Here is a 16,051-nt window from a genome sequence, read left to right on the forward strand (position 1 = left end):
AGCCGGGACCGCGGGATGAAACCTGCGGTCCCTCCTGACGTTTTACGAGAGGCCCTCGCCATGACCAATCCAGTCCCGAGCAATATCTTGCCGGGCTTGAGGTTCCGGCAGCGTTTTCCGCTGCTCGCCCTCATCCTCGAGCGCTTCGTGCTCAGCATCGTGCTGCTTTTCGCCGTTTCCATCCTGATTTTCGGCGGGCTCGAAGCCCTGCCCGGCGATTTTGCCACCACCTATCTCGGCCAGTCGGCCACACCGCAGGCTGTCGCCAATATTCGTCAGGATCTCGGGCTGAACCGTCCGGTCACGACGCGCTACGTCGAATGGCTCGGCAACGCCGTTCAAGGGAACTTCGGCACATCCTGGGCCAGCAAAAATTCGGTGAGCGAGCAGATCGGCAAGCGCCTTGGCAATTCGCTCTTCCTGGCGGGTTTCGCCGCGGTGATATCAGTGCCGCTCGCCGTCGGCCTCGGCATGTTCTCGGTGCATTTCCGCAACCGGCTGCCGGACAAGATCATCAATGTGATCTCGCTTGCGGCGATCTCGCTGCCGGAATTCTTCATCGGCTATCTGCTCATCCTCTTCTTCGCGGTGAACCTCGGCATCGCCACCTTTCCGGCGACGGTCTATGACAGCATGGGCTTCGTCGAGCGGTTGAAGGCGATCGCCTTACCGACGGCCACCCTGGTGCTCGTCGTGCTCGCCCACATGATGCGGATGACGCGGGCCGCCATCCTCTCGGTGATGTCTTCCGCCTATATGGAGACCGCCGAGCTGAAAGGCCTCAGCGCCTTCCGCTCGATCGTCAAGCACGCGGCGCCCAATGCGCTGGCGCCGATCATCAACGTCGTCGCGCTGAACCTCGCCTATCTCGTCGTCGGCGTCGTCGTTGTCGAAGTGGTCTTCGTCTATCCCGGCATGGGGCAATATATGGTCGATGCGGTCACCGTGCGCGACATGCCGGTCGTGCAAGCCTGCGGCCTGATCTTCGCGGCGGTCTACATCTTCCTCAATATGACGGCCGATATCCTCGCGATCGTCGCCAATCCCCGGCTGAGGCATCCGCGATGAGATTGAGAGACATCCCCATCACCGCCTGGATCGGCATCACCGGCATCGCCATCGCCTTCATCTTTGCGCTCTTTGCACCTTGGCTCGCCCCCTATGGCGAGACGCAGGTCGTCGGCGACGTCTGGCAACTGCCGGATGATCACTATATCTTCGGCCTCGACAACCTCGGCCGCGACATCTTCTCGCGGCTGATCTACGGCGCGCGCACGACACTGCTGGTCTCATCCGCGGCCACCATCATCTCCTTCTCGCTCGGTATCATCCTGAGCTTCACCGCCGCGGTTTCGCGCGGCATCATCGACACGGTGTTCTCGCGCTTCAACGATCTGATGATGTCGATCCCGACGCTGATCTTTGCGCTGGTGGTTCTTGCGGTCCTGCCGCAGAACATCATCGTCCTGATCCTGGTGATGGCGATCCTCGATTCCACCCGCGTTTATCGCCTCGGCCGCGCCGTGGCGCTCGATGTCGCGGTGATGGAATTCGTCGAGGCGGCCAAGCTACGCGGCGAAGGCAGGCTCTGGATCATCTTCCGCGAAATCCTGCCGAACACGCTGTCGCCTCTGCTTGCCGAGTTCGGGCTGCGCTTCGCCTTCTCGATCCTGTTCCTCTCGACGCTTTCCTTCCTCGGCCTCGGCATTCAGCCGCCGGCGGCCGATTGGGGCGGCATGGTCAAGGACAACAAGGACGGCATCATCTTCGGCATCTCCGCCGCGCTGGTGCCGGGCACGGCGATCGCCGTGCTTGCCGTCTGCGTCAACCTCGTGGTCGACTGGCTCCTGAAACGTACATCCAGCCTCAAGGGAGGGCGCGGCGATGCCTGAGCTTCTTTCCGTTCGCAATCTGAAGATCGAAGCAACCAGCTATCCCCCGGCGAACCGCCCAAGCGGGTGACGATCGTCGACGGCGTTTCCTTCGACCTGCAGAAGGGCAAGGTTCTGGGCCTGATCGGTGAATCGGGCGCCGGCAAGTCGACGATCGGCCTTGCGGCGCTGGCCTATGGCCGGGGTGGCGCCGAAATCACCGGCGGCGAGGTACGGCTCGACGGCGCCGATATCCTGCCACTCGGCAAGAACGGCATCCGAAAAATTCGTGGCGCCCGGGTCTGCTACGTCGCGCAATCGGCCGCCGCCGCCTTCAATCCGGCGCACCGGCTTGGCGATCAGGTGATCGAAGCGTCGCTCAAACATGGGTTGATGACCAGGGAGGAGGCGCGCAAACGGGCGCTTTATCTGTTCCGGGTCTTGGGCCTGCCCAATCCTGAAACCTTCGGTGAGCGCTTCGCCCATCAGGTCTCCGGCGGCCAATTGCAGCGGGCGATGACGGCGATGGCGCTCTGTTCCAACCCCGAACTCATCGTTTTCGACGAGCCGACCACAGCCCTTGACGTCACCACGCAGATCGACGTGCTGGCGGCAATCAAACATGCCATCGAGGAAACGCACACGGCCGCCCTCTACATCACCCACGACCTTGCCGTCGTTGCCCAGATATCCGACGACATCATGGTGCTGCGCCACGGCAGGCAGGTGGAATATGGCAGCGTCCAGCAGATCATCGAGGCGCCGCGGGAAGAGTATACGCGCGCGCTCGTCAATGTCAGGCAGGCCTATCGCGAGGAGGCCGCCGACCAGTCTGCCGCACTTCTCAAGGTGGAAAATGTCAGCGCCGAATATTCCAACGGCTTCAAGGTGCTGCATGATGTCTCGCTGCACGTGCCGAAGGGGCAGACGCTCGCCATCGTCGGCGAATCCGGTTCGGGCAAATCATCCTTGGCGCGCGTCATTACCGGCCTGTTGCCGCCAAGCGGCGGCCGCATCGTCTTTGGCGGCAAACCGCTGATGCCCCACCTCAAGAGCCGGCCGAACGACGACCTCAGGCGCATTCAGCTGATCTACCAGATGGCTGATACGGCGATGAACCCGCGGCAGACGGTCCGTGACATCATCGGCCGCCCGCTGACCTTCTATTATGGTCTGAGAGGTGCTGAGAAAACCGCCCGGGTGAAGGAATTGCTCGACCAGATCGAGATGAGCAACGGCTTCATCGATCGCTATCCGGCCGAACTGTCCGGTGGACAGAAGCAGCGCGTGGCGATCGCCAGAGCCCTTGCCGCCAAGCCCGAACTCATCCTCTGCGATGAGCCGACTTCGGCGCTCGACCCGCTGGTGGCGGAGGGTATCCTCAAGCTGCTGCTCCGCCTACAGGAAGAAGAGCAGCTGTCCTATGTCTTCATCACCCACGACATCGCGATCGTCCGGGCAATCGCCGACAGCGTGGCGGTGATGCATCGCGGCAGGCTGGTGCGCTTCGGCCCGAAATCGACAGCGCTTTCACCGCCCTTCGACGACTACACCGATCTGCTTTTGAAATCCGTGCCGGAAATGGAAATCGGCTGGCTGGAACGTGTGCTTGCGACGCGACGCATGGAGAGCGCCGGCCATTGAATGGGCCGATCACTGAAAGGAATGAACATGGGCTCGCGCGGCTTTGCCACGATCGAAAATGAATGGATCACGCTAAAGGATGGAACACGGCTTGCCGCGCGCATCTGGATGCCCGACGGCGCGGAGCAGGATCCCGTTCCCGCCGTCTTCGAATTCCTGCCCTATCGCAAACGCGATGGAACCTGCCTCAGGGACGAGTCGACCTATCCAGTGTTTGCGGCCGCAGGCATTGCCGGCGTGCGCGTCGATATCCGGGGATCGGGAGAATCCGATGGCGTCATCGATGGCGAATATACCGAGCGTGAGCTCGCCGATGCCTGCGAGCTGATCGCGTGGATTGCCGCCCAGCCATGGTCGAACGGCTCGGTCGGCATGATGGGCATCTCCTGGGGCGGGTTCAACAGCCTGCAGGTCGCAGCTCTGCGCCCGCCGGCGCTGAAAGCCGTCATCTCGCTCGCCTCGACCGTCGACCGCTACAATGACGATATCCACTACAAGAACGGCTGCCATCTCTCCGCCCAGCTCTCCTGGGCGGCGACGATGCTCGGCTACCAGTCGCGCCCGCCCGATCCGGCGCTGGTCGGCGAGCGCTGGAAGGAAATGTGGTTGGAGCGCCTGGCAGGCGAACCCTTCTTCATGGAGGAGTGGCTGGCCCACCAACGGCGCGACGATTTCTGGCGTCACGGCTCGATCGCAGAGGATTTTTCAAGCGTCGAGATCCCGACGCTGGTGATCGCCGGCTGGGCGGATGGCTACCGCAATACGCCGCTGATGGCGGTCGAGGGCTTGGGCGATAAAGCCAAGGCGTTGATCGGCCCTTGGGTGCATAAATACCCGCACTTCGCCTGGCCGAAACCCCGCACGGATTTCCATGGCGAAGCGATCGCCTGGTGGAACAAGTGGCTGCGTGGCGAGGACAATGGCATCGACCGCTTGCCGCAGGCCCGCGCCTATATTCTCGATGCCATCCGCCCTGCGCCCCGCCGCGATAGTGATCGGGGTTTCTGGATCGCCAAGGATGTCTGGACGCCGCCGCACATGCAATGCTTCTATGTCGAGCAATTCGGCAGGTTGACGGAGGGCATGCCGATCCCGCATGCGCCCGAGCATCCCGTCTATGTGAGCTCTCGGCTCGACATCGGGACGGCATCGGGTGAATATTTCACGCTGAAGCCGGATGCCGAAATGGCGATCGATCAGCGCTCGGACGATGCCGGCTCATTGGTTTTCGATACGATGCCGCTTGCCGGCGATTGCGACTATCTCGGCCGGCCGGTGCTGACGCTTGCGCTACGTCCCGGCGCGGCGGGTGGGAATCTCTGCGCCCGGCTCGTCGACGTCCATCCGGATGGCACGGCAACGCGTGTCGCCTTCGGCGTTGTCAATCTTACCCACCGTGACGGCAATGCCGATCCCAAGCCGCTGATTCCAGGCGAGACAGTGTCGATCCGGCTCGCGCTCGACGCCTGCGGTTATCGCTTCCGCAAGGGGCATCGCATCCGTCTTTCGCTTTCGACGGCCTATTGGCCGATGATCCTTCCGCCGCCTGAGGATGAAGGGGTAGAGATCGATATGGCATCGCTCGGCCTGGGGCTGCCGGTGCTCGGCGACCATCGCAGGATTGAAATCGAGGAACCGGCCAATCCCGATCCTCTGCCAAAATATATTGAACATGCGGCGGCTGCGACGAAACGGCAGGTCGTCCGCGACCTGTCTGCCAACCGGACGGATTATCGCATCCACGAGGATACCGGGCTCCACGAACATCCGCAGACGGGCCTGTCAACCCGGCAATTGCGCGAGGAAGTCTGGTCGATTTCACCGGATGATCCGCTGTCGATGACAGGAACATCGACCTGGACCTGCGACATGCGCCGCCCCGGCTGGTTCGTCCGCACAGTCTCAACGGCGCGGATTGCCTGCACTGCGACCGATTGGATCATCAGCGCCGTCGTCACCGCTTTCGAGGACGACGTGCAGATCTTCGAAAAGGTCTTTGCGGAAAAGCGGATCCGACGCGACCTGATGTGATCGTCAGGGCGCCGCGAAATGCCGGACGGCCTCGCAGACGGCATGGAAACCATCGCGTGCGCCATCGCTGATGTGGCGGGCGCGCAGCCAAGCATGCACCATTTGCGGCTCCTCCCGAAACCAGACTTCGACGCCCTCCGCGGTAAGCCGGGCGGCATAGTGCCGGCCGTCGTCGCGGAGAGGATCGAAATGCGCGACCGTGATGAAGGCCGGCGGCAGCCCGGCCAGCGAGGCTGCCTGCAGCGGCTCAGCGATCTCACTGTCTGCCGTCGCCTGCAGGATGTCGCGATAATAGGCGACATCCGCCGTCGTCAGCCCTGGGGCCTCGGCCATCTCGACGTAAGAGCCTGCCGTAAGGTCCCCGCCGAGCGCGGGGTAGATCAGGACCTGGCCAATGAGGCCGGACAGGCCCTCGTCGCGTGCACGCAATGCAAGGCCCGCCGCAAGATTGCCGCCGGCGCTGTCGCCGATCAGCACGACCTTGCTGTTGGCGGAAAGCAGATGCTTCAACACGGTAAAGCCGTCATCCGTCTGTGCCGGCCAGCGATATTCCGGGGCCAGCCGGTAATCGACGGAAACGAGTTCCGCGCCGGCAAAATCGGCAATCTCGGCGCAGATGGCATGGTGGCTCTCGAGCGAACCGACAACGAAGCCGCCGCCATGCAGATAGAGCAGGATGGTCCGCGTGACGATCTTCCGTGGGCGGTAGCGCCGAATCGGTATGCGCTGGAGCATGCCGTCCGCAAAGATCATCTCCGGGGGCAACGGTCGGTCGAAGCGGGCGCAAAGAGCGTCGTACCAATGCCGCTGCTGCTCGGCCGACGCGTCAACGGCGTCCGCGGGATAGAAGCTATCGCAGATCTCAAGAAACTGCAGGATGCCCTTTTCGGTGGGCGCAGGCGATGGAGCGGACATTGAAGGTCCTTTCGATTTGGGACATGCAGACCCATGTCCCTGGCCGACTCTGCGCTCATCATGCGTCAAGGTGACGGAGGCAATCTGTCTGGTCGCGACCCATAAATGTCGCGACACTCGATTATTTTGAACCCGCATTTCCAGATTTCGGCTTTTTTTCAAAAATCCGATATTTTTTCGTCATCGACCCAAGGAAAGCCTTCGGAGAAACGTCTCAATTCCGAAATAGCATCTTGCTGGATAGCTTGGGGGTAGGTGCGCATTGGATGCGGAGCTCATAGAACGAGCACAGGGCGGCGACCGGGAGGCCTTCGGGCAACTGGTTTCGCGCCACTATGATTTCGTCCATGCGGCGGCATGGCGGTGGTCGGGCAGTTCCACCGACGCGGACGATATTGCCCAGGAGGTTTGCGTCAAACTCGGCGCAGCCATTCGCGGCTTTCGTGGCGCCAGCCGCTTCAGGACATGGCTCTATACGCTGACGCTCAACGCGGCCCGCGACCATAGACGGAAGCTTGCGCGAGAAGAGCAGACATTTCGCGCATTCGCCGCCGAACCGCGGCAGGATGCGCCGGCCGCAAACGACGACGAGTTATCGAGTGAATTATGGGCAGCCGTGCGCGCCTTGCCGGAAAGGCAATGCGACGCCGTGCTGCTCGTCTATGGCGAAGGCCTTAGCCATTCCGCTGCCGCCGATATCATGGGCTGTTCGGAAACGACCGTGTCCTGGCAGGTGCATGAGGCGCGCAAAAGGTTGAAGGCCATGCTCGGCAAGGAAGAGGTATGACCGTGGACAAGGAACTTGAAAAGCTCTCCCGCCTCACCCCGCCGGCAGCCGATCCGGAGGCGCGCGTACGCGCCCTTGCCGCGGCGATGCAGGCCTTCGACGGCGCAGAAAATAATGTGGCGGCAGCCCAAGGAAATGCGAGAGGCTGGCGTCAAAGCTCCGTCATCAACTGGATATGGAGCCCAGCCATGAACAAGAAATTCCTTGCCGGTTCAGCGCTTGCGACGCTGCTTGTCATTCCCGCCGCCGGTTATCTCGTAGTCGAGCTGACCCGAAACGGATTGCCGATCATCGACCAGACTGAGATCGCCGGCAATCTTTCGCAGAATGGGACGTCGAAACCGGCCGAACCGGCAGGCAAGCCGGCAGACCCAGTTGCGGCTGCGCCTCAACTTCCCGAGGCAGCGGCCGAAGAGAACAAACTGGCTCGATCGTCAGCGGCCGGCAACGCCGAAGCGTTGCAGGACAAGGAGCAGCAAGCTGCCGCGAAAGCCAAGGCGCCGCAGACCTCTGAGTTCGATGCCGATGAAATGTCGACTCTTCTGAATAAGTCGGAGGGTTCCGCCACAACGCTCGGCGAAGCCAAACGCTCCATTGCACCCGGCATCGCCCCCCAACAGCAGCCAGCCGAACCGATGGCTGCTGTCGCCCCTTCCCCTGCTCCGCCGGCGGATGGACGTGTCCAGCTTCAGCTCGATCCCAGCCACGAGCGCTTTGCCAATGCCGCGGCTAATCCGATCAAGAGTGTCGCGACCGATCCGGTCTCGACTTTCTCAGCCGATGTCGACAGCGCATCCTATTCCTTCGTCCGCCGGTCGTTAACGGGCGGGGCGATGCCCGATCCGCAATCGGTCCGCGTCGAGGAGATGATCAATTATTTCCCCTATGACTGGCCGGGTCCCGATAAGGCCGAGCAGCCCTTCAAGGCGACTGTGACGGTGATGCCGACGCCGTGGAACCACGACACGGAATTGATGCATGTGGCGATCAAGGGCTATGACATCGCGCCGGCGACTGCGCCGCACGCCAATCTGGTCTTCCTGATCGACGTCTCGGGCTCGATGGACGAGCCGGATAAGCTGCCGCTGCTGAAAAGCGCCTTCCGCCTTCTGGTCAACCGGCTGAAGGCTGACGATACAGTCTCGATCGTCACCTATGCCGGCAATGCCGGGACCGTGCTTCAGCCGACGCGCGTGATGGAGAAGTCAAAGATCCTGTCGGCAATCGACAGGCTGGAAGCTGGAGGTTCGACCGGCGGCGCCGAGGGCATCGAGGCAGCTTACGACCTTGCCAAACAGGCATTCGTCAAGGACGGCGTCAATCGGGTGATGCTGGCGACGGACGGCGACTTCAATGTCGGCCCATCAAGCGACGAGGATTTGAAGCGCATCATCGAAGAGAGGCGCAAGGACGGCATCTTCCTCACTGTTCTTGGCTTCGGACGCGGCAATCTCAACGACTCGCTGATGCAGACGCTGGCGCAGAACGGCAATGGCAGCGCCGCCTATATCGACACCTTGGCGGAGGCGCAGAAGACGCTCGTTGAAGAGGCCGGGTCGACGCTGTTTCCGATCGCCAAGGACGTCAAGTTCCAGGTCGAGTTCAATCCGGAACGGATCGCCGAATACCGGCTGATCGGCTACGAGACACGCGCCCTCAACCGCGAGGATTTCAACAATGACCGTGTCGATGCCGGCGATATCGGCTCCGGCCACAGCGTCACGGCGATCTACGAGATTACCCCCAAAGGAAGCCCTGCGGTCATGAATGACGACCTGCGTTATGGCGCAGCCGACAAGGCGCCGGCACAGGCCTCCGATAGCGCTCATGGCGGCGAGCTTGCCTTCGTCAAGATGCGCTACAAGCGGCCGGGCGAGGATAAGAGCGCCCTCATCACCACACCTGTCGACAACGGCAACGTGGTCGCCACTGTCGACGCCGCGCCTCAGGATGTCCGTTTCTCGGTGGCCGTCGCCGCCTTCGGCCAGAAACTGAGCCGCAGCGCCGCCCTCGATGCCTATTCCTATCAGGCGATTGTCGATCTCGCGGCGGCGTCGCGGGGCACGGATCCGTTCGGCTATCGATCGGATTTCCTCGGGCTGGTCCGGCTGGCGGATGGCCTCAGCCAACGATAAGTGGAGAAGCGCAAAGGAGAGGCCGCCCGGAAAGGCGGCCTCTCCTGCTTGGTGTTTAGCCGGGTCTTGATCCATTGGCCGTAAGGTAGACAGCATAAAGGGACGTTGTTGCCGTGATGAACAGGCGATTCAATTTCTCGCCGCCGAAGGCGACATTGGAGACGATCTCGGGAATATGGATTTTGCCGATCAGCGTGCCATCCGGATCGTAAGCGTGCACACCGTCGCCGGCGCTCGTCCAGATCCTTCCCTTCCGGTCGACACGAAAACCGTCGAAAAAGCCCGAGGTGCATTCGGCGAAAATACCGAGATCGGTCAGCTTTCCAACGTCGGATACAGCAAGCTTTCGTATATGGCGCGGACCGCCTGATAGATGCGTACCTCCGGTGTCGGCGACATAGAGCAGCTTTTCGTCGGGGGAAAAAGCCAGCCCGTTCGGCTTGACGAAATCGGACGTCATCTGGTCTGTCGTGCCCGTTGACGGGTCATGCCGGTAGACGTGGCATCCGCCGATTTCCTCTTCGCCGTAGTCGCCTTCATAGTCGTGAAGGATGCCGTAGCTCGGGTCGGTGAACCAGATAGTTCCATCGGATTTGACGGTGACGTCGTTTGGAGAGTTGAGCCGGTTGCCGGCAATTCGGTCGGCCAGAATGCTGATCTGGCCGTTGAAGTCGGTTCGCGTGACGCGACGCGTCAGATGCTCGCAGGTGATGAGCCGGCCCTGAGTGTCGACGGTATTGCCGTTCGAATTGTCGCTGGGGGCGCGGAAGACCGACGTATGGCCGCTGGTATGGTCGTAGCGCATCATTCGGTTATTGGGGATATCCGAGAAAACCAGATAACGCCCGGCGGCAAACCAGGCTGGCCCCTCCAGCCAGCGGCCGCCGGTCCAAAGCCGCTCGACGCGTGCGTGACCGACGAAGCAGCTTTCAAAGCGCGGGTCGAGAACCTCAAAACCTGTACCGTCAATTTCCCCGAACATCTGTTCCTCCGTTACTTTTGAATGTTATCGATATCATAATGTCGTGTTTCGCAGGCTTCGTACAGCCATCCGACCTGACGTCGTTCCTGTGTATTGCACCAGGAACGCAGGTTTTTGCCGGGGGAAGTGGCGCATTCTTGTGAAAATATCGATTGTGCGATGATAGCGATAACTTTATCGTGTCTGGATTGTCGAGCGCAGGAAGCGTGTTTGAAAGCGGAGACCAGTGAAAAACGAGGATGAGCCGAAAGACAAGCGTCTGAAGCCGGGGGACGCTCAAAAGCTGACGATGGCGGAGGTTGCCAAATATGTCGGCGTATCCGCCATGACCGTTTCGCGGGCCTTCCGCCAGGATGCAAGCGTTTCCGAGGAGACGCGAAAGCGCATCATGGAAGCTGTCGACGCGCTCGGCTACGTGCTCGACCTGTCGGCCGGCAGTCTCTCGTCAAGGCGCAGCGGCTTCATCGCCGCGCTGGTGCCCTCCATCAACAATTCGAATTTTTCCGACACCGCGCGCGGCATTACCGATGCGCTGGAGAATACCGGCCTTCAGCTTCTTCTCGGCTATACCGACTATGCGGCGGAGAAAGAAGAAGAGCTGATCGAGGCGATGCTGCGCCGTCGCCCTGAAGGCATTATCCTGACCGGTGGTTCGCACACGGCGCGGGCCCGGCGGATGCTTGCAAAAGCCAGCATTCCTGTTGTCGAGACCTGGGAGCTTCCAGAAGACCCGATCAATCATGTCGTCGGCTTTTCCAACAGCGAGGCGATGGCCCTGCTGGTGCGGGCGCTCGCCGGCCAGGGATACCGGAAGTTCGGCTATATCGGCGGAACGACGGCACGTGATACGCGCGGCAGCCAGCGGCGAAGCGGTTTCCAGAAGACTGTCGAAGAACTCGGCCTAGGACCGGGACGGATGATTTCCTTCGGCGTACCGCCGATCACCATGGAGCAGGGGGGCCAGGCGATCGTCAGCCTCTTGGAGCGTTGGCCGGACACGGAAGTCGTTCTCTGCGTCTCCGACCTTTCCGCTTTCGGCGCGATCATGGAATGCAAGCGCAGGGGAATGAAAGTGCCGGGTGATATCGCCATTGCCGGTTTCGGCGACTACGAGATATCGTCGATCTGTCATCCCAGCATCACGACTATCAATGTCGACTGTTACGGCATCGGCCGTCAGGCCGCCGCCCGCCTGCTGGACGCGCTGCAGGGCAGCGGCGAGGCGACCGGCGACGAGATCACATTGACCGGCTACAGGGTGGTCCTGCGCGAAAGCACGCGCCGCAGCGCCTAGAGCCTTTTCCTGGAATTGCTCTGATAGTTGGGGCGCCGATATCAGAAGGCGATCTGCACTTTCATCGATTTGCTGCGGTCACCTGCCAGCTCGAAGGCGGCAACGGCCTCGTCGATTGCAAAAACGCCCGTCAGCAGCGGTTTCAGATCGACGCGGCGCGCGTTGATCAGCTCGACGGCGAGCGCGAATTCCTCGTGAAAACGGAACGTCCCGCGCATCTCGATTTCTTTGGCGACGATCATGTTCTGTGGGATGGAGACATCACCGCCGAGGCCCAACTGCACCAGAATGGCGCGGGGCTTCAGCGTTTCCAGGCCAGCGCGCACGGCCCGCTCGTTGCCCGACGCCTCGAACATGACGTCGAAGTATCCCTTTTCGGCACTGTAAGCCGCAAGGTCGGAAGTATGGGTGGCAACATTGATCGTTCGATCCGCGCCGCTGGTGCGGGCGATGGCCAGAACGCTATCCGTCACGTCAGTCGCGACGATTTCGCGGGCGCCGAGAACGCGCGCCGCAATGATTGCCAACATCCCGATCGGGCCGCAGCCGGTGACGAGCACCCGTTTGCCCAGCAGCGATCCGGCGCGGTTTGCCGCATGTAAAGTTACAGCAAAGGGTTCTGCGAAGGCGGCCTCATGAATGGAAATGCCCTCAGTGACCTTGTGGCATTGCCAGCGCTCCGCCACCAGTCGCTGGCGAAAACCGCCCTGAATATGCGGCATCGGCATGGCGCTGCCATAAAACCGCATGTTGAGGCAGTGGTTCTGCTGTCCCTTCAGGCAATATTGGCAATGATTGCACGGCCGGCTTGGGGAAACCGCAACACGGTCTCCCATGGCAAGATCGGCAACGCCGGCGCCCCGTGCCTTGACCGTCCCGGCAATCTCATGGCCGAGAATCATCGGTTCGCGCAGACGAACGGTGCCGAAGCCGCCGTGATTGTAATAGTGCAGGTCGGAACCGCAGATGCCGCCGGCTTCGATGGCAATCTCAACCTGCCCCGCGCCTACAACCTCCGGCTCTCGCTCTTCGATCCTCAGATCCTTGGCGGCATGAATGACGATGGCTTTCATATCGAAATCCTTACACGACGGGAGTTGGAAGTGGGCGACCGGCAAAATGCGCAGCGAGATTGTCTCTGACCAGTTGGCCCATTGCCTTGCGTGTCTCGACGGTACCGGAGCCATGATGGGGCTGCAACACAACGTTTTTGAGCGTCAGGAAACGCGCATCGATCTTGGGTTCGTTCAGGAAGACATCGAGGCCTGCAGCCTGAATGCTACGGTCTTGCAGTGCGGCGATCAGCGCCTCTTCGTCGACGGTCGTCCCGCGCGAAACATTGATCAAAATGCCGTTGGGGCCGAGGGCTTTAAGCACATCGGCGTCGATGATCTTCACAGTCGCCTCCCCTCCCGGAACGATGACGATCAGAAAATCGGCCCAATCGGCAAGCGCCACCAGGTCCGGCTGGTAGGCATAGGCGACATCCGTGTGCTCGTGGCGAGTGAAATAGGCGATGTCGCAGCCGAAACCGGCAGCCCTTCTGGCGATTGCCTGGCCGATCCGGCCCATGCCGATGATCCCGACCTTCTTGCCGGAGACGCGCGTCACCAGCGGCATGGCGACACTGCCCCATTGGCCGGAGCGGACGAAAACGTCGGCCTGCGGAACCTGTCTCGCCGTGGCAAGCAGCAGCCCGATGGCGATGTCGGCGACATCTTCGGTGAGCACATCGGGGGTATTGGTCACGCGAATGCCATTGGCGCGGGAAAAGGACAGGTCGATCGCGTCGGTGCCGACGCCGTAACAGGAGACGATCTCCAGCTTCGGCAGTTGCTTCATCAGCTCGGCGGAGGCGCCGAGTTCACCACGCGTCGCGATGGCGCGAATATCCCTGCCGACCCTTACGATCAGTTCTTGCCGGTCTGCCGCTTCCCACAGGCGATGGATGCGATACTTCGCCTCCAGATCCACCATGTCCCACTCCGGATAGGCTCCGGTCATCAAGATTTCTACCTCAGGCATTCCGTCTCCATCCGGCATTTTGACAGTTGATTATGTTATCGATAACATATAATTCGAAGGCGGGATGTCAAGTGAGTTTCACCGCGAGTGGCGGTATAAGCGGTCATTCGCAGCGACACTGGAGGAGTTATTTGCATGAAGAACCTGTTTGATCTGACCGGACGGCTTGCCCTGATCACCGGCTCGAGCCAGGGGATCGGCTATGCCCTGGCGGAAGGCCTGGCCCAACACGGCGCCGAGGTCATCATCAACGGCCGCACGCCCGAAAGCGTCAAGCGCGCAGTCGAGAGCCTCAAGGCTCAGGGCCTGTCTGCCCATGCGGCGATCTTCGACGTGACCAGCAAGGATGCGGCCAAACAGGGCATTGACGCGGTCGAAGCCGATATCGGGTCGCTCGACATCCTGATCAACAATGCCGGCATGCAGTTTCGAAGCCCGCTGGAAGATTTTCCGGCGGACAAATGGGAACTGCTGTTGACCACCAATATTTCGAGCGTGTTTTACGTCGGCCAGGCAGCCGCCAAAGCCATGATCGCCCGCGGCAAGGGCAAGATTATCAACATCGCCTCGGTTCAAAGCGAACTCGCCCGCCCCGGCATTGCTCCTTATACGGCAACCAAGGGCGCGGTGCGCAATCTGACGCGCGGCATGTGCGCCGACTGGGCCAAGTACGGCCTGCAGATCAACGCGATTGCGCCAGGTTATTTCAAGACGCCGCTCAACCAGGCGCTCGTCGACAACCCCGAATTCTCGTCTTGGCTCGAGAAGCGGACGCCGGCCGGACGGTGGGGCAATGTCGAGGAACTGGTCGGCGCTGCCGTTTTCCTGTCGGGCGGCGGTTCGTCCTTCATCAACGGCCACACGCTTTATGTCGACGGCGGCATCACGACCTGCCTCTGACAGAGACGAGACAATGGACTTCGAAAGAAAGGCACCGCCTCTTGCCGTCGTTGTCATGGGCGTAAGCGGCTGCGGCAAATCCTCGGTTGGAGAGCGCATCGCCGCTGAATACGGCATGCGATTTGTCGAGGGCGATCAACTCCACCCCGTCGGAAATGTCGCGAAAATGGCTGAGGGCACCCCGCTCACCGACGCCGACCGGCTGCCCTGGCTCGACCGGATTGGTGAGGAAATAACCACTGCGCAAGGCGCGTCGCAGGGATTGGTGATCTCGTGTTCGGCGCTGAAGAAAGCCTATCGGGACAGGCTGCGGCAGGCGGCAAGCGGGCGTCTGGCCTTCGTTTTCCTGGAAGGGTCTCGCGATCTATTGCTGTCGCGGATGCAGGCCCGCAAGGGTCATTTCATGCCGGCGTCCTTGCTTGACAGCCAACTGCAGGCGCTGGAGCCGCCGGCCGGTGAACCTCACGTGGTGACGGTGCCGATCGATAATGTGTTGGACGATATTGTGGCGCTGGCTTGCAAAGGGCTGAGCGGCGTGGCTGTCAAGGGAGGGTTTCATGCAGTGTGACTATAGAGCAGATGTCGCCGTCATCGGCGCGGGCATCATGGGAACGGCGATCGTCAGCCGACTGATCGAAACCGGCCACAAAGTATCGGTCTTTGACCTGGATGCCGAAAAAGTTGCGGCATTAGCAGCCAAGGGCGCCCACGCGGCGAGTTCCGTGCAAGATGCGGTCGCGGCGTCGGAATTCTGCGTGCTCAGCCTCAATCATGCGAACATCGTGCGTGCCGTCGTCTTCGGCGAGAAGGGCGTTGCAGCGGCGGCGAGCGCCGACAAGCTGCTGATCGACATGTCCTCCATCGATCCCGCCGAGACCGCGGACATGGCGATGCGACTGCGCCGGGAAACGGGCATGGCATGGGTGGATTGCCCGCTTTCCGGCGGCGTGCCCGGTGCGCTGAGCGGGCGCCTGACGATCATGGCCGGCGGCAGCCCTGAGGATTTCGAACGGGCGCGCGTGGTGATGCGGCATCTTGCCGCCAATTACACGCTGATGGGCGGATCCGGCGCCGGGCAGACCACGAAGCTGATCAACCAGCTGTTTTGCGCCGTGCTGTTTCAGGCCGTCGCTGAAGCCGTCAAGCTTGCCGAAGCCGGCGGCGTCGATCCCTCAGCCATCCCGGCAGCTCTTGCCGGCGGTCGGGCGGACAATCGGATCATGCAGGAATTCATGGCAAAATTCGCCGCCCGGGATTTCTCACCGACCGGCAGGATCGACAACATGCTGAAGGACCTGGATTCGCTGCAGGCCTTTGCGCTGAAGACAAAGACGCCCTTGCCGATGACCGGCGCGGTAGTCGAAATCCACCGACTGCTCTGCGCCGCCGGGCTCGGGCCGAAGGACTCCGCCGAAATGATGCGCCTTCTCGACGGGCTTCAGCCCGGCTGACGCCAATCTTTATTCG

At 61.5% G+C, this 16,051-nt stretch carries 13 protein-coding genes and 1 pseudogene; 10 read left to right on the top strand and 4 right to left on the bottom strand.

Annotation, left to right across the window (positions count from 1 at the left end; genetic code table 11):
- Positions 1-60 precede the first annotated feature (60 nt).
- The 4 genes and pseudogenes from J3O30_RS23500 to J3O30_RS23515 all read left to right on the top strand — a co-directional run bounded on the left by J3O30_RS23500 (position 61) and on the right by J3O30_RS23515 (position 5,546).
- A complete protein-coding gene (locus J3O30_RS23500; protein WP_207584978.1) occupies positions 61-1,068 on the top strand; it encodes an ABC transporter permease in 1,008 nt (335 codons plus the stop codon).
- Complete coding sequence (locus J3O30_RS23505) at positions 1,065-1,892, top strand: ABC transporter permease (RefSeq protein ID WP_207584979.1); 828 nt, start codon at positions 1,065-1,067, stop codon at positions 1,890-1,892. The genes J3O30_RS23500 and J3O30_RS23505 overlap by 4 nt, the downstream gene beginning before the upstream one ends.
- Positions 1,885-3,515: pseudogene (locus J3O30_RS23510) on the top strand (ABC transporter ATP-binding protein). Before J3O30_RS23505 ends, J3O30_RS23510 begins: the two are co-directional and overlap by 8 nt.
- Before the next feature lie 21 nt (positions 3,516-3,536).
- A complete protein-coding gene (locus tag J3O30_RS23515) occupies positions 3,537-5,546 on the top strand; it encodes a CocE/NonD family hydrolase (protein ID WP_207585175.1) in 2,010 nt (669 codons plus the stop codon).
- A 3-nt stretch (positions 5,547-5,549) separates the two neighbouring features.
- Here J3O30_RS23515 and J3O30_RS23520 read toward each other — a convergent pair whose 3' ends face one another.
- On the bottom strand, positions 5,550-6,461 hold the full coding sequence (locus J3O30_RS23520) for an alpha/beta hydrolase (protein WP_207584980.1): 912 nt from the start codon (positions 6,459-6,461) through the stop codon (positions 5,550-5,552).
- Positions 6,462-6,723: 262 nt separating this feature from the next.
- Here J3O30_RS23520 and J3O30_RS23525 point away from each other — a divergent pair, with 262 nt between their 5' ends.
- Both J3O30_RS23525 and J3O30_RS23530 read left to right on the top strand, forming a co-directional pair.
- Positions 6,724-7,248, top strand: coding sequence for an RNA polymerase sigma factor (locus J3O30_RS23525; protein WP_207584981.1), 525 nt, complete (start codon positions 6,724-6,726; stop codon positions 7,246-7,248).
- Entirely contained in the window at positions 7,245-9,383 is a 2,139-nt protein-coding gene (locus J3O30_RS23530; protein ID WP_207584982.1) for a VWA domain-containing protein, read from the top strand. The genes J3O30_RS23525 and J3O30_RS23530 overlap by 4 nt, the downstream gene beginning before the upstream one ends.
- Before the next feature lie 55 nt (positions 9,384-9,438).
- Here the strand turns inward: J3O30_RS23530 and J3O30_RS23535 are convergent, their stop codons facing one another.
- Complete coding sequence (locus J3O30_RS23535) at positions 9,439-10,365, bottom strand: SMP-30/gluconolactonase/LRE family protein (protein ID WP_207584983.1); 927 nt, start codon at positions 10,363-10,365, stop codon at positions 9,439-9,441.
- 226 nt (positions 10,366-10,591) lie between these two features.
- On the opposite strand from J3O30_RS23535, the gene J3O30_RS23540 reads away from it, so the two are divergent.
- Positions 10,592-11,659 carry a LacI family DNA-binding transcriptional regulator gene (locus tag J3O30_RS23540; protein ID WP_207584984.1) on the top strand — a complete coding sequence of 356 codons (1,068 nt, stop codon included), beginning with the start codon at positions 10,592-10,594 and terminating at the stop codon, positions 11,657-11,659.
- Between the two features lie 41 nt (positions 11,660-11,700).
- On the opposite strand, the gene J3O30_RS23545 is transcribed toward J3O30_RS23540, so the two are convergent.
- Complete coding sequence (locus tag J3O30_RS23545) at positions 11,701-12,732, bottom strand: L-idonate 5-dehydrogenase (RefSeq protein ID WP_207584985.1); 1,032 nt, start codon at positions 12,730-12,732, stop codon at positions 11,701-11,703.
- Between the two features lie 10 nt (positions 12,733-12,742).
- Complete coding sequence (locus J3O30_RS23550; protein WP_207584986.1) at positions 12,743-13,684, bottom strand: 2-hydroxyacid dehydrogenase; 942 nt, start codon at positions 13,682-13,684, stop codon at positions 12,743-12,745.
- A 135-nt stretch (positions 13,685-13,819) separates the two neighbouring features.
- On the opposite strand from J3O30_RS23550, the gene J3O30_RS23555 reads away from it, so the two are divergent.
- Genes J3O30_RS23555 through J3O30_RS23565 form a run of 3 tightly spaced genes read left to right on the top strand, consistent with a single transcriptional unit; the run spans position 13,820 to position 16,035 of the window.
- Entirely contained in the window at positions 13,820-14,584 is a 765-nt protein-coding gene (locus J3O30_RS23555) for an SDR family oxidoreductase (protein ID WP_207584987.1), read from the top strand.
- Positions 14,585-14,597: 13 nt separating this feature from the next.
- Positions 14,598-15,152, top strand: coding sequence for a gluconokinase (locus tag J3O30_RS23560; RefSeq protein ID WP_207584988.1), 555 nt, complete (start codon positions 14,598-14,600; stop codon positions 15,150-15,152).
- Positions 15,142-16,035, top strand: coding sequence for an NAD(P)-dependent oxidoreductase (locus J3O30_RS23565; RefSeq protein WP_207584989.1), 894 nt, complete (start codon positions 15,142-15,144; stop codon positions 16,033-16,035). Before J3O30_RS23560 ends, J3O30_RS23565 begins: the two co-directional genes overlap by 11 nt.
- Positions 16,036-16,051: the final 16 nt, after the last annotated feature.

Origin of the sequence: Rhizobium sp. NZLR1 (assembly GCF_017357385.1) — a bacterium.
In the GTDB taxonomy this organism is placed as follows: domain Bacteria; phylum Pseudomonadota; class Alphaproteobacteria; order Rhizobiales; family Rhizobiaceae; genus Rhizobium.